This window comes from Streptomyces radiopugnans, assembly GCF_900110735.1.
In the GTDB taxonomy this organism is placed as follows: domain Bacteria; phylum Actinomycetota; class Actinomycetes; order Streptomycetales; family Streptomycetaceae; genus Streptomyces; species Streptomyces radiopugnans.
Genome location: NZ_FOET01000004.1, coordinates 240,154 through 252,153 on the forward strand (window position 1 = coordinate 240,154; position 12,000 = coordinate 252,153).

A 12,000-nucleotide genomic window follows, 5' to 3' on the forward strand; every position below is an offset into this window, starting at 1 on the left:
CTTCGCCACCCCCAAAATCCGTTTATCGTTCCGGCATGTTCGATTCGCGGCACATCAGGACCTTCCACGAGGTGGTCCGCACCGGTTCGTACTCGGCGGCGGCCCGGTCCCTGGGGTACACACAGCCCGCGATCACCCAGCAGATGAAGGCGCTGGAACGGGCGGTGGGCACTCCGCTGTTCCTGCGGGCCGGCCGGCGGATGCGGCTCACCGAGGCGGGCGAGGCGCTGTCCCGGCACGCCGGCGCGATCCTGGGCAGCATGGAGGCCGCCCGGCAGCAGATGGCGGCGCTGACCAGGCTGCGCGCGGGCCGGGTGCGGGTGTGCGCCTTCCCCAGCGCCGGGGCCACCCTGGTGCCGGAGGCGCTGGCGCGGCTGGCGGCCGACCACCCGGGGGTGCGGGTGGAGCTCCAGGAGAGCGAGCCGCCGGAGTCGCTGGACCGCGTGGTGCGCGGCGAGTGCGACATCACCCTGGCCTTCACCTACCCCGGGCTGCGCGAGCAGGTGCCCGACGAACTGGTGGAGATCCCGCTGCTGGAGGACCAGCTCACCGTGCTGCTGCCCACCGGGCATCCGATGGCCCGGCGGCGGGCGGTCCGGCTGGCGGAGCTGGCGGACGAGCGGTGGATCGCCGGGTGCCTGCGCTGCCGCACCAACTTCCTGCACGAGTGCGCCGAGCTGGGTTTCGCCCCCGACATCGTCTTCACCACCGACGACAACCTCGTGGTCCAGAGCCTGGTCGCCGAAGGGCTGGGCATCGCCATGATGCCGGGGCTGGTGCTGTCCTTCCTGGTCCACCGGAAGGTCACCGGGCGCGCCCTGGACCCGGCCGCCCGGCGGCAGGTCTCGGCGTACGTGCTCCGCGAGCATCTGCGGATACCGGCCACCGCGCTGGTGCTCCGGGAGCTGGAGGCGGTGGCGGCGAACCGCGCCGGCTGCTGAGACCGGCCGCCGCACGGCCCGTCTCCCGCGTCCATCCATAAGCAGAATTCGGGGAACGGCGAAGAAACCCTCGTTGGACGTGATGGGTGCTCGGGGGCGACGCTGCGGGCATGGCCGCTTCGCTCTCCTCCACCGCACACCCCGCCGCCCTCCCGGCCGCCCGTACCGCGGGCCCGCGGACGACCGGCCGCCTCGCCGCCCTCGTCGCGGACATCCGCGAGGCCGTGGGACGGGGCCTGCCGCCGGACCCGACCGCGTACCTGGTCGGCGAGAAGCTGACTCCCCACCTCGGCGCCGCCGACCTGCTCACCCCCGAGCAGTGCGAGGGCGACCCCGAGCGCTACCGCCAGCACCTGCTGCACGCCGAGGCCGACGGCGGCTTCTCGGTCGTGGCCCTCGTCTGGCTGCCGGGCCAGCGCACCTCCGTGCACGACCACGTCTCCTGGTGCGTCACCGGGGTCCACGAGGGCGAGGAGCACGAACGCCGCTACCGACTGCTGCCCGCCGACTCCCCCGGCGGCCGGGCACGGCTGGTCGCCACCGAGGACGTGGTGAACCCGCAGGGCTCGGTGTGCGGCTTCGCGCCCCCCGGCGACATCCACCGGGTCTGGAACGGCGGCCCGGGCAAGGCCGTGTCCATCCACGTCTACGGAGCCGACATCTCCCGGCTGGGCAGCAGCGTCCGCCGGGTCTACGACCTGCCCTCCGACCGCTGATGGCGCTGCTCGGGCAGCGTCCGGGGCGGCCCGCCGGGAAGCACGGCGCCGAGGACCGCGCCCCCGCCCGCCCGGCCGGGCCGAGTCCCCGGCGCCGGGGCACGCCCGGCCCGCTGCCCGGCCTCGCCCTCGCCGCGGGCGGCACCGCGCTGGCCTGGGCCGTGCACCGGCTGCTGCCGGGGGTGCCGATGCTGACCGCGGCGGTCGTGCTGGGCGTCGCCGCCGCCCACCTCCCCGCGGTGGGCCGGTTCGCCTCCGGCACCGGCCGGCCCGGACTCTCGCTGGCCGGAAGACGGCTGATGCGCGCCGGCGTGGTGCTGCTGGGCCTGGAGCTGAGCCTGGGCGACGTGCTGGGGCTGGGCTGGGCGACCGTCGGCATGGTGCTGGCGGTGGTGGCCTCGACCTTCTTCGGCACCCTGTGGCTGGGCCGCCGGCTCGGCCTGCGCGGGGACCAGCCGCTACTGGTCGCCACCGGCTACTCGATCTGCGGTGCCTCCGCGATCGGCGCGGTCGGCGAGGCGCGCGGCAGCGACGAGCGGGACACGGCCGCCTCCGTGGCGCTGGTGACCCTGTGCGGCACGCTGGCCGTCGTCGTCCTGCCGCTGCTGCACCACCCCCTCGGCCTGGACGGCGCCCAGTTCGGGCGCTGGGTCGGCGCCGGTGTGCACGACGTGGGCCAGGTGGTGGCGGCCGCCCAGACCGCGGGCCCGGCGGCACTGGGCGAGGCGGTGCTGGTGAAGCTGATGCGGGTGCTGCTGCTGGCTCCGCTGGTCGCGGCGGTGGCCTTCTCTGCGGTACGGCGCGGCCGGGACGGGGGGCCGCGCGGCGGGCGTCCCCCGCTGGTCCCGCTGTTCGCGGCCGGATTCCTGGCGGCGGTGGCCGTACGCACCACCGGGGCCGTCCCGGCCGGCGCGCTGGAAGCCGCCGCGACGGTCCGGGAGTTCGTACTCGCCGCCGCGCTCGTCGGCCTGGGCAGCGCCGTCCACCTGCCCTCCCTGGCCCGGACCGGCATGCGGCTGGCCGTGCTCGGGGCCTGCTCGTGGGTGGTCGTCGCCGGAGTCTCCTACGCGGGTGTACTGCTCACCACCTGACGCCCGCGGAACCGCCCTCCGCCTTCCCCGCCGGCGCCCATGAAGGGGCGCCCGGCGGGGAAGGCGGACGGTAGCGGACATCCCGACAAGGAGAGCACGAGATGGCCAACATCGAACCGAACCCCGTCAATCCGGTCAGCGATGCCTGGAACACGGTGGCCAGCTACTCCTCCTACACGGAGGCCCAGACCGCCGTGGACCGCCTTTCCGACGAGCGCTTCCCCGTGGAGCAGATCGACATCGTCGGTTCCGACCTGCGCCTGGTCGAGCATGTCACCGGGCGGATGACCAAGGGCCGGGCGGCCGCCATGGGGGCCGCCAGCGGCGCCTGGTTCGGGCTTTTCATCGGCCTGCTGGTGGGGCTGTTCACCACCGGCGGCGCCTGGCTCGGGCTGATTCTCGGCGGCATCCTCATCGGCGCGCTGTGGGGGGCGATCTTCGGGTTCGTCGGCCACGCCGCGACCGGCGGGCAGCGCGACTTCTCCTCCACCCGGTCCCTGGCCGCCGCCCGCTACGACGTCATCGTGCGCGGCGGGCACGCCGACCACGCGCGGGGCATCCTCCAGCGCGAGGGGCTGTCGGGCACAGCATGACCGCGCCGTGACCACGACGTGACCACGACGCGGACGCCGTACGCGGTGGCGGCGCCGCGGCCGTGAGCCGGCGACACGGGCCGCGGGAGCACGGAGGGCGCGGGGACGGAGCCCTTCCGGCCGCGGGCCGGTCGGTGCGCGGCGAGCGGTGGAGCGGGGTTTCCAGAAGGGTGCGGCGGCGCTACAGTGCCATTGAATGGGAGCGCTCCCATAGGCATCGGCCGCATGCCGGACACCACCGATCCGCCGTCGCCGCCCCCTTCGAAGGACAGGCGTACCGTCCCCGCGCCGCCACGGGCCCCACTCCCGCCGCGGCGCCTTCCCGAGGAGAGACGCATGCCCCCCACACCGCGCCCCCGTCTCCGCCCCCGTCTCCGCTCCCGTCTCGGGCGACGGCCGCTCTCGGCCGCCGCGATGGCTCTGGCCGCCTCCGCTCCGCTGGTACCGGCGGCCCCCTCGGCCGCCGCCGAGGCCCCGACGGCAGCCCCGGCGGCAACCGCGGCGGCCTGCCCGGCGGACGGCTTCTGCGAGGACTTCGAGTCGCAGACCGGCACCCTGCCCTCGGGCCGATGGAGCGCCGGAGCGCCCAACTGCTCCGGCAGCGGTTCCGCGAGCGTGGACTCCTCGGTGGCCCGCAGCGGCGGCAAGTCCCTGCGGATCGACGGCGGCGGCGGTTACTGCAACCACGTGTTCGCCGGCACCACGCTGGACGACGTGGACACCTCCGCCCCCTTCTGGGCCCGCTTCCACGTACGGCACACCACCGCGCTGCCCGCCGCCCACGTCACCTTCGCGGCCCTGCGCGACTCGGCCGACAACGGCAGGGACCTGCGGATGGGCGGCCAGAACGGCGCCCTGCAGTGGAACCGCGAGTCCGACGACGCCACCCTGCCCGAGCAGAGCCCCAACGGCGTGTCGATGAGCAGGCCCCTGCCGGTGGGCACCTGGACCTGTGTGGAGTTCCGGGTCGACGGGTCCACCGGGCACCTGGAGACCTGGGTGGACGGCACGTCCGTCCAGGGCCTGGCCGTCGACGGCACACCCACCCACGACATCGACGGGCAGTGGCTGCGCAGGGCCGACTGGCGTCCCCGGCTCACCGACCTGAGGCTGGGCTGGGAGAGCTACGGCGGCGAGACCGACACCCTGTGGTTCGACGACGTGGCCGTCGGCGGCTCCCGCATCGGCTGCTGACCGCCTCCCGCCCCCGTACCCCCCCACGGGAGGAGCCTCGGCACGCGCCCGCGCCCGCGGTGCCGGGCGCGTGCCGAGGACGTGGGCGGCGCCGGGGCCCCGCGTCCGGCTCATCCCTCCCCGTCGGCACCGCGACCGCGGTCGCGGTGCAGCAGCGCCCGCTCCGCCGCCGTCCACGCCGTGGTCGTGGCCAGGTAGAGGCCGGCGGCCAGCGGTACGAACGCGGCGGTAGCCAGGGTGCCGAAGGAGAGCAGCGGCAGGACCCTCGCCAGGCCCGGCGCTCCGGGTGTCTCCGCCCGGAGCGCCGCCGTGCGCGCCCGCCGGTACGTCCAGGCCGCCACGGCGGCGATCACCGCGAACAGGCCGAGGTACACCAGCCCCTGCGGGCCGAACACCCCGCCGTCCGCGAGCGCGTCGGCGTAGACGCCGCCCAGCGGGGCCGCTCCCAGCCGGTCCTCCAGCAATCCGTTGGGCTCGCCGCCCACCCGCTCCGCGGTGAACAGCCGGTACATCACGAAGAAGACGGGCAGCTGCGCCAGCATCGGCAGGCAGCCCGCCGCCGGTGAGACACCCTCGCGGGCGTGCAGTTCCAGCAGGGCGCGCCGCAGCCGCTCGGGGTCCGCGCCGTGCCGCCTCCTCAGCTCGGCGGTCTGCGGGGCGAGGCGGGCCCGTGCCTTCTCCGCCCGCGCCCCGGCCCGGGCCAGAGGGTGGAGCAGTGCGCGTACGCACACGGTGGCCACCACGATCGCGGCGGCGGTCGCGAAGGTGGCGAAGAGCGGTTCGAGCGCGCCGGCCAGCAGCGCGAAGAGGTGGACGATGGCGGACATGGCTGAGCCCTCCCGGGGTCTCGTCGTGCCGGAGTGAGGAGACGTCGGCGTGACGAGCCGTGCGGGCGCGGCCCCGGCGGGGAATCCGCCGCGGTTCTTCCGCGCCTACCCGGCCGTCGGGAGGGGACGGCCGGGTGCCCGGGGCCGCGGGCGGCCCGAGGCGTCGGGGTCGCGCTGCGGCAGGAAGGCGGTGCGGCGCTCCCGGTCGCGCAGGGCGGTGCGGATGCGCGCGGGCGGCGCGGGCCTGGCGCGGCACGCGGTGAGGAGAGCGGCCACGGCGAGGGCGGTGCCCGCGGCGGCGGTGGCGGCCAGGGCCGCGGCGGCCTCCGCCAGACCACCGCCATGAGCGGACTGGAGGCCCGTCAGGAGCACCAGCAGCGCCGTCAGCACCGGAGGGATCAGGAGGGCGGGCGGGCCGAGGGGGATGTGCCGCCGCAGCGAACAGGAGGCGCCCGTCAGGCCCGAGGACCCGCCGTACGGCATGTGCGCCTCCCCCTTCCCGCTTCCCGCGGTTCCCTCCCCCGGCGTCCCCGCCTGCTCGCGCCGGCCGCCACCGATGCTAGCCCAGACGCCCCGGAGCGGTCCCGGGGTTCCAGGAGGGCTCCCTGCCGCTGAGTCCGACGGCGCGGTCCAGCAGCGGGGAGTCGCCGGGGACCTCGACGACGGGGCCGAACACACCCGCCCTCCCGGCCTCGTCCGTCGACTGCGACAGCAGGTCGATCGACACCCGCAGGCTCGTCTCGTCGCAGTCGTACTCCTGGCCCGTGGCGCGGGCGATGTCCCAGCCGTGGATGAGGAGTTCGTTCAGGGCGACACGGCCGGCCACCGCGGCGGGCAGGGTGACGCCGCCCGCCTGGGTGGTCCCCTCCCACGCCGAGGGCTCCCGCCATGCCGCGACGAGTCCGTCCAGGGCCCGGGGGACGGCGTCGCGCCAGTCGGCGGGCAGCAGCGCGGCGGAGGGCCGGGAGGCGGAGGGGTCGGTCCGGGTCGTGGGCCCCAGGTCCTTGCGGGCGGCGTCCCGGAAGGCGATGCTCAGGCCGAGCACATGGTGGACCAGATCGCCGACGGTGGTCGCCTCGCACGGTGTCGGCGCGGAAAGCCGCCCGTCGGCGACCCCCTCCAGCACCAGGGCCATTCGCCGGGCCGGGGGTTCCAGATCGGGCATCGCGGTCATCTCGCGTTCCTTCCTCTCACGGGTGCACCGGTTCGCGCGGCGCCGTACGGGCGCGCACGTGTGGAGACCGGCGCGGTGTGGGGAACTCATCGCCCTCGCGGCGGGTGGCGTACGTCTCCCCCGGCGCGGGGCATGACCGCCGCCGCCACGGGTAGCCGCCCGCTGGTCCGCCGCCGCCCACCGGCCGGACACGCCCTGAGCGGGCGTGCCCGGATGGCGGGCGCGGCGGCGGGCGCTCGATCGGCACGTGAAACGATCTGGGCGCGGCGAACGGCCGCACCACGGGTCGCTCACGGCACCCGTGAAACGAGAGGAAGGATCCGCACCATGGCGACCACCGCGACCCGGACCGAGCACCCGCCGATCTACGAGGGTCTGCTGGAGGAGCTCGGGGACGTACCCACCGAGACGCGCGAGGCGGCCGAGCGAATACTGCGCGAGACCCGTGAGGTCCTGGACTGGAGAGAGCCGGGCGAGGCGCAGCGCCGGCCCGAGTGACCCCGGGCCGCCCGGCCCCCGCCCCCGGGAGCGGGAGCGCCGGGCGGTGCCGTCAGGCGGTGACCGGGAGCGGCACCAGGAAGAACTCCCGGCCGTCGCGTCCGACCACGCGCACCGGGTGGGAGGGCAGCGCGCCGAAGACGGCCGCCGCCACCGCCTCCGGTGTGTCGTCGGCGGTGATCGGCGGCCCGAGGGCCGCCCGGATCGCCTCCCGGGACGTGGGCGAGGGGGCCTTGCGCCCGGCGAGCGCGGCGCACTCGTCGATCTGCTCGTCGCTCAGGTCCGGCCCGTATCCCCTGCGGCGTGCCTCGGCGGCCACCACGGTGGCCAGGGCGGCGCGGTTGTGGTCGCGGCAGACGTCCCCGGGCGTTCCCCTGGGGTGGAAGTGGCGGGCGGTTCCGATCGAGATCGAGGACAACGCGGCCTCCGTGCAGAGGTGGAAGAGGGGGCGGGCGGGGCTCCCCGCGGGCGCCGGCGTTCCGGGCCCCGCGCCCGTCGTCTGCCGCGGCGGGCGGGCGGGCGGGGCACCTTCCATGGTACGGCCGCGTTCCGGCGGCTCGCGGTCCCTTCGGCGTCCGGTGGAGGGATGGGAAGGCCCCGGTCGAGACGGGGGAGAACTCGACCGGGGCCGGTGAGAGGCGGGTGCCGGAAGGCGGCGCCCCGGGGGAAGAGGCGCGTCGGCGTCCGTCGGCACCCGCATCTGGTTCAACCGTAAACCACTCCGGAGTGTTCCCGCACACCGGGTTCCTCTCGCGCTTCCGCACAGTTTCCCCCGGCGTTCCCGGGTGACCGGACGGCGGCTGGGTAGCGGAACACCATGAGGACAAACCGCCCCGTCTCTCACATACTCCGGGGGCGGCGGGCGACTCTGCTCTGGGCCGTCCTGCTCGCCCTCGCCACCGCCCTCCTCACCCCTGCGGGCGGCGCCCGCGCGGCCACCGATCTCGGCGAGGTCGCCGCCGCGCTGCGGGACGATCCCGTCTACGTCGATCCGGCCGCCTCCGACAAGCTCTCCGAATCCGAGGCCGACCGGCTCGCCGAGCAGATCCGGGCCGGCGACGTCCCCGTCTACATCGCCGTCCTGCCGGCCGACTCCTCCTACGGGGGCGACGCCGTCTTCGACCGGCTGCGCTCGGAGGTGGGACGTCCCGGCGTGTACGCCGTAGCACTGGGCTCGCAGTTCGGCGCCGCCTCGGACGCCGGTGTGCTGGCCGGCTCGACCGCGAGCGAGCTGGCCCAGCGCAACCTGCGGGAGCACTCCGGCGAACCGGACCGGATCCTCAGCGGCTTCGTCACCGACGTGCAGTCGGCCGCGCGCGACGGCGGCGGCACAGGCGGTTACGGCGACCGGGACACCACCGGCGGAGGCGGAGGCGGCGGCGTCCTGGTGGGCTTCCTGGCCGTGCTGGCGGTGTTCGCGCTCGGCGGCCTGTTCCTGACCCGGCGCTCGCGCAAGCGGCGGCAGGAGGAGGAGCGGGCCGAACTGGAGCAGGTGCGGGCGGCGGTCCAGGAGGACATCACCTCCTACGGCGAGGCCCTGGACCGGCTGGACTTCTCCCCCTCGGCCCCGGGTGTCACCCCGGAGATGCTCGACGACTACCAGCGGGCACTGGACGCGTACGAGAAGGCCAAGGACGCCTCCGACGCGGCCCGCCGCCCCGGCGACGTGCGGGCGGTGTCCGAGGCGCTGGAGGACGGCCGGTTCGCCCTGGCCGTGCTGGACGCCCGGCGGGAGGGGCGGGAACTGCCGCAGCGGCGGCCGCCGTGCTTCTTCGACCCCCGGCACGGGCCGTCGGTGCGCGATGCGGAGTGGGCACCCCCGGGCGGCGCGCCCCGCGAGGTGCCGGTCTGCGCGGCCGACGCCGCCCGGCTCGACGACGGACTGGACCCGGCGGTGCGGACCGTGCCGACCGCGACCGGCGAGCGGGTGCCCTACTGGGACGCCGGCCCGGCCTACGGTCCCTGGATGGGCGGCTACTACGGCGGCTACGGCTCGATGCTGCTGCCGGGCCTGCTCTTCGGAACGGTCCTGGGCAGCAGCATGGGCGGCTGGGGCTACGGCTACGGACCCGGCTGGGGTTACGGCGGCGAGGACGGCGGCGGCTTCGGCGGCGGCGGGGGCGACTTCGGCGGCGGCTTCGGCGGCGGGGGTTTCGGCGGCGGTTTCGGCGGCGGGGGCGATTTCTGAGGGCCCCTCCGCGCCGTGCGGCCCCGGGCCGGGCTCCTTCCGGCCCGGGCCGCATCGCACCGTCATGCCGTGCGGGGCGTCATGCCGTACGGCGGCGGAAGAGCATCCCGGAGGCGGCGACGGAGACGGTGAGGATCCCGGCGCACCAGGCCAGAGCCTGCCAGAGCGCACCGCCGACCGGCTGCCCCAGCAGCAGCCCCCGCAGCGACTCGATGACCGGGGTGACCGGCTGGTTCCCGGCGAAGCCGTGGAGCCAGCCCGGCATGGTGTCCACGAGGACGAAGGCACTGCTCGGGTAGGGCAGGAACAGCACGAGGAAGGTGAAGCCGCTCGCGGCCTCGGTGGACTTCGCGAGCAGGCCCACCGCGGCGGACAGCCACGACAGGGCCAGGACGTAGGCCGCCAGGACTCCCGCCGCGGCAGCCCAGCCGGCCGGCCCCGCCTCCGGCCGGAAGCCGATGGCCAGGGCGACGGCGAGCACCACGCCCGTGGCGGCGGCGTTGCGCGCGGCGCTCGCCGCCACGTGCCCGGCCATAAGGGAGGTGCCGCCGACGTCCAGGGACCGGAAGCAGTCGACGACGCCCTCGGCCATGTCGCCCGCGACGCCGACGGCCGTCGCCGCGGCCCCGTAGCCGGCGCACAGCACCAGCACCCCGGGGACGATATAGGTGACGTACCGGGTGCCGGTGTCGATCGCCCCTCCGAAGAAGTAGACGAACACCAGCATCAGCATCACCGGCAGTATCAGCGAGGTGAGCAGGGCGTCGGTGTTGCGCGCGGACAGCCGTGTGCAGCGGGCGGCCATGACCAGGGAGTGGGTCAGGACGCGGGCCGGGGACCCGGGCGCGGCGGCGCGGGGTGCGGTGAGGTCAGGCACCGGCGGGCTCCCTGCGGTCGGCGGATGCGGCGGCCCGGCCGGTGAGGGCCAGGAAGACGTCGTCGAGGGTGGCCTCGTGCACGGTGAAGCGGGCCACCGCGTCCCGCTCCGGGTCGATCTCCTCCAGCAGCGACCGCACGTGGGACGCGCTCCCGTCGGTGGGGACCCCGAGGAGGAGCCGGTCCGGTTGGCGGTGCACGGCGCGCCCGCCGAGCAGTTCCGCGGTCCGCCCGTACGCGGCGGCGTCGGCGAGCGTGAGGTCCAGGCGCCGTCCGGCGACCCGCCTCTTGAGGTCGGCGGCGGTGCCGTCGGCGACCACCCGGCCCGCGTCGAGGAGGGCGATGCGGCCGGCGAGCCGGTCGGCCTCCTCCAGGTACTGGGTGGTGAGCAGGACCGTGGTGCCGGCGGCCGCCAGATCGGCGACGAGTTCCCACATCGTCTGGCGGCTGCGCGGGTCGAGTCCGGTCGTCGGCTCGTCGAGGAGGACGACCTCGGGGTCTCCCACGAGTCCGGCCGCGATGTCCAGGCGGCGGCGCATCCCGCCCGAGTACGTGCCGGCCCTGCGGCGGGCGGCGCCGGCGAGGTCGAACCGCTCCAGCAGTTCCCCGGCTCGCTCGCGGGCCCGGCGCCGCGTCAGCCCGTACAGCCGGCCCATCATGCGGAGGTTCTCCTCACCGGTCTGCTGCTCGTCCAGCGCCGCGTACTGGCCGGTGAGGCTGATGCGGCGGCGCACCTCGCGCCGGTCGCGCACCGTGTCGAAGCCCGCGACCCGGGCCCGGCCCGCGTCGGGGCGCACCAGCGTGGACAGGATGCGCACGGTGGTGGTCTTGCCGGCACCGTTGGGTCCCAGCAGCGCGAACACGCTTCCGCGCGCCACCCGTAGGTCCACTCCGGCCAGGACCTTCACCCGGCCGTAGGACTTCTCCAGACCGGTCGTCTCGACCACCGGTTCGTCGGCCATGGCGGCCTCCCCCTCTTGTCCCGCGTGTCCTCCGCGCGCTTCTGCGTATGTCATACGCGCTACTGCGTAGGCTATACGCATCCCTAGGATGGCGGTCAACCGGACGCAGGGCACGAGATACGGCGAGGACGGGCGCGACAGATGGCGAAGGACAGCGGCGACGGCCTGCCTCCCGGTGTGGAGACCGCCTGGGGCCTGCGCGAACGTCCCGGCAAGGGGCCCCGGCCGGGGCTGAGCGTGGCCCGGATCGTCGGCGCCGCGATCGAACTCGCCGCCGCCGAGGGGATCGCGGCGGTCTCCATGGCCCGGGTCGCCGCCGCGCTCGGCGTCTCGACGATGTCGCTGTACCGGTACGTGACGTCCAAGGAGGAGCTCCTCGTCCTCATGGAGGACACCGCCTCCGGGCCGCCTCCGCAGGGCCCCTCGCCGGAGGAGGAGGGCTGGCGGGCCGCGCTCGCGCACTGGGCCCGCTCCCACCGCGAGGTGCTGCACCGCAACCTGTGGATGCTCCGCATCCCGGTCAGCTCGCCGCCCATCACGCCCAACTCGGTCGCCTGGATGGAGCGGGGCCTGGCCTGTCTGCGCGGCACCGGGCTGGACGAGGGCGAGAAGGTCCAGGTCATCCTGCTGGTCAGCGGCTTCGTCCGGAACGAGGCGACCCTGGCGGCGGACATCGAGGCCGCCGCCAGGGCCTCGGGCCGCAGCACGGCGGAGACGATGGCCTCCTACACCCGGCTGCTGGGCAGGCTGACCGACCCCGAGCGATTCCCGGCCGTCACCGCGCTCCTCGCCTCGGGGGTCATGGACCAGCCGGAGGGACCCGACGACGATTTCGCCTTCGGCCTGGAGCGCCTGCTGGACGGCGTCGAGGTGCTGGTACGGGCGCGGAACGCGCCGGGCCGCTGACGCACGGCGGCGTCAGCGGCCCGGCGGCACCCCG

At 75.7% G+C, this 12,000-nt stretch carries 14 protein-coding genes; 8 read left to right on the forward strand and 6 right to left on the reverse strand.

Annotated features, from left to right (window positions below; all coding sequences use genetic code 11):
- The first annotated feature begins 35 nt into the window (after positions 1-35).
- The 5 genes from BMY40_RS11270 to BMY40_RS11290 all read left to right on the forward strand — a co-directional run bounded on the left by BMY40_RS11270 (position 36) and on the right by BMY40_RS11290 (position 4,535).
- Positions 36-941 (forward strand): LysR family transcriptional regulator, encoded by a 906-nt coding sequence (locus BMY40_RS11270; RefSeq protein ID WP_093658239.1) that lies wholly within the window; start codon positions 36-38, stop codon positions 939-941.
- Between the two features lie 110 nt (positions 942-1,051).
- A complete protein-coding gene (locus BMY40_RS11275; RefSeq protein ID WP_093658241.1) occupies positions 1,052-1,657 on the forward strand; it encodes a cysteine dioxygenase family protein in 606 nt (201 codons plus the stop codon).
- Positions 1,657-2,748 carry a YeiH family protein gene (locus BMY40_RS11280; RefSeq protein ID WP_093658243.1) on the forward strand — a complete coding sequence of 364 codons (1,092 nt, stop codon included), beginning with the start codon at positions 1,657-1,659 and terminating at the stop codon, positions 2,746-2,748. The genes BMY40_RS11275 and BMY40_RS11280 overlap by 1 nt, the downstream gene beginning before the upstream one ends.
- 101 nt (positions 2,749-2,849) lie before the next feature.
- Entirely contained in the window at positions 2,850-3,341 is a 492-nt protein-coding gene (locus BMY40_RS11285) for a YflT domain-containing protein (RefSeq protein ID WP_093658245.1), read from the forward strand.
- A 414-nt stretch (positions 3,342-3,755) separates the two neighbouring features.
- Positions 3,756-4,535, forward strand: coding sequence for a polysaccharide lyase (locus BMY40_RS11290; protein ID WP_245770009.1), 780 nt, complete (start codon positions 3,756-3,758; stop codon positions 4,533-4,535).
- A 110-nt stretch (positions 4,536-4,645) separates the two neighbouring features.
- Here BMY40_RS11290 and BMY40_RS11295 read toward each other — a convergent pair whose 3' ends face one another.
- From BMY40_RS11295 to BMY40_RS11305, 3 genes are all read right to left on the reverse strand, one after another.
- Entirely contained in the window at positions 4,646-5,362 is a 717-nt protein-coding gene (locus BMY40_RS11295) for a YidC/Oxa1 family membrane protein insertase (protein WP_093658249.1), read from the reverse strand.
- Positions 5,363-5,467: 105 nt separating this feature from the next.
- Positions 5,468-5,845, reverse strand: coding sequence for a DUF6412 domain-containing protein (locus BMY40_RS11300; RefSeq protein ID WP_093658251.1), 378 nt, complete (start codon positions 5,843-5,845; stop codon positions 5,468-5,470).
- A 76-nt stretch (positions 5,846-5,921) separates the two neighbouring features.
- On the reverse strand, positions 5,922-6,536 hold the full coding sequence (locus tag BMY40_RS11305) for a TIGR03086 family metal-binding protein (RefSeq protein ID WP_093658253.1): 615 nt from the start codon (positions 6,534-6,536) through the stop codon (positions 5,922-5,924).
- Positions 6,537-6,863: 327 nt separating this feature from the next.
- Here BMY40_RS11305 and BMY40_RS28025 point away from each other — a divergent pair, with 327 nt between their 5' ends.
- Positions 6,864-7,034, forward strand: a complete 171-nt coding sequence (locus BMY40_RS28025; RefSeq protein ID WP_177213962.1) for a hypothetical protein — start codon at positions 6,864-6,866, stop codon at positions 7,032-7,034.
- A 52-nt stretch (positions 7,035-7,086) separates the two neighbouring features.
- Here the strand turns inward: BMY40_RS28025 and BMY40_RS11310 are convergent, their stop codons facing one another.
- Positions 7,087-7,452: a hypothetical protein gene (locus BMY40_RS11310; RefSeq protein WP_245770010.1), complete on the reverse strand. Its 366-nt coding sequence runs from the start codon at positions 7,450-7,452 to the stop codon at positions 7,087-7,089.
- 399 nt (positions 7,453-7,851) lie between these two features.
- Here BMY40_RS11310 and BMY40_RS28030 point away from each other — a divergent pair, with 399 nt between their 5' ends.
- The gene (locus BMY40_RS28030; RefSeq protein WP_177213963.1) at positions 7,852-9,222 is read left to right on the forward strand and encodes a hypothetical protein; all 1,371 of its coding nucleotides are present in this window, start codon (positions 7,852-7,854) and stop codon (positions 9,220-9,222) included.
- A 79-nt stretch (positions 9,223-9,301) separates the two neighbouring features.
- Here BMY40_RS28030 and BMY40_RS11320 read toward each other — a convergent pair whose 3' ends face one another.
- Together BMY40_RS11320 and BMY40_RS11325 are read right to left on the reverse strand one after the other, a co-directional pair.
- Positions 9,302-10,027 (reverse strand): ABC transporter permease, encoded by a 726-nt coding sequence (locus BMY40_RS11320; protein ID WP_093658596.1) that lies wholly within the window; start codon positions 10,025-10,027, stop codon positions 9,302-9,304.
- Positions 10,028-10,091: 64 nt separating this feature from the next.
- A complete protein-coding gene (locus tag BMY40_RS11325; RefSeq protein WP_093658255.1) occupies positions 10,092-11,060 on the reverse strand; it encodes an ATP-binding cassette domain-containing protein in 969 nt (322 codons plus the stop codon).
- A 141-nt stretch (positions 11,061-11,201) separates the two neighbouring features.
- Here BMY40_RS11325 and BMY40_RS11330 point away from each other — a divergent pair, with 141 nt between their 5' ends.
- Positions 11,202-11,966 carry a TetR/AcrR family transcriptional regulator gene (locus tag BMY40_RS11330; RefSeq protein ID WP_093658257.1) on the forward strand — a complete coding sequence of 255 codons (765 nt, stop codon included), beginning with the start codon at positions 11,202-11,204 and terminating at the stop codon, positions 11,964-11,966.
- The last annotated feature ends 34 nt before the right edge of the window (positions 11,967-12,000 follow it).

Coding starts and splice junctions, on each gene's coding strand:
- BMY40_RS11290 (WP_245770009.1), top strand. CDS start 3,756: ATGGCTCTGGCCGCCTCCGCTCCGCTGGTACCGGCGGCCCCCTCGGCC.
- BMY40_RS11320 (WP_093658596.1), bottom strand. CDS start 10,027: ATGGCCGCCCGCTGCACACGGCTGTCCGCGCGCAACACCGACGCCCTG.
- BMY40_RS11285 (WP_093658245.1), top strand. CDS start 2,850: ATGGCCAACATCGAACCGAACCCCGTCAATCCGGTCAGCGATGCCTGG.
- BMY40_RS11275 (WP_093658241.1), top strand. CDS start 1,052: ATGGCCGCTTCGCTCTCCTCCACCGCACACCCCGCCGCCCTCCCGGCC.
- BMY40_RS28030 (WP_177213963.1), top strand. CDS start 7,852: ATGAGGACAAACCGCCCCGTCTCTCACATACTCCGGGGGCGGCGGGCG.
- BMY40_RS11325 (WP_093658255.1), bottom strand. CDS start 11,060: ATGGCCGACGAACCGGTGGTCGAGACGACCGGTCTGGAGAAGTCCTAC.
- BMY40_RS11280 (WP_093658243.1), top strand. CDS start 1,657: ATGGCGCTGCTCGGGCAGCGTCCGGGGCGGCCCGCCGGGAAGCACGGC.
- BMY40_RS11270 (WP_093658239.1), top strand. CDS start 36: ATGTTCGATTCGCGGCACATCAGGACCTTCCACGAGGTGGTCCGCACC.
- BMY40_RS11295 (WP_093658249.1), bottom strand. CDS start 5,362: ATGTCCGCCATCGTCCACCTCTTCGCGCTGCTGGCCGGCGCGCTCGAA.
- BMY40_RS11300 (WP_093658251.1), bottom strand. CDS start 5,845: ATGCCGTACGGCGGGTCCTCGGGCCTGACGGGCGCCTCCTGTTCGCTG.
- BMY40_RS11305 (WP_093658253.1), bottom strand. CDS start 6,536: ATGACCGCGATGCCCGATCTGGAACCCCCGGCCCGGCGAATGGCCCTG.
- BMY40_RS28025 (WP_177213962.1), top strand. CDS start 6,864: ATGGCGACCACCGCGACCCGGACCGAGCACCCGCCGATCTACGAGGGT.
- BMY40_RS11330 (WP_093658257.1), top strand. CDS start 11,202: ATGGCGAAGGACAGCGGCGACGGCCTGCCTCCCGGTGTGGAGACCGCC.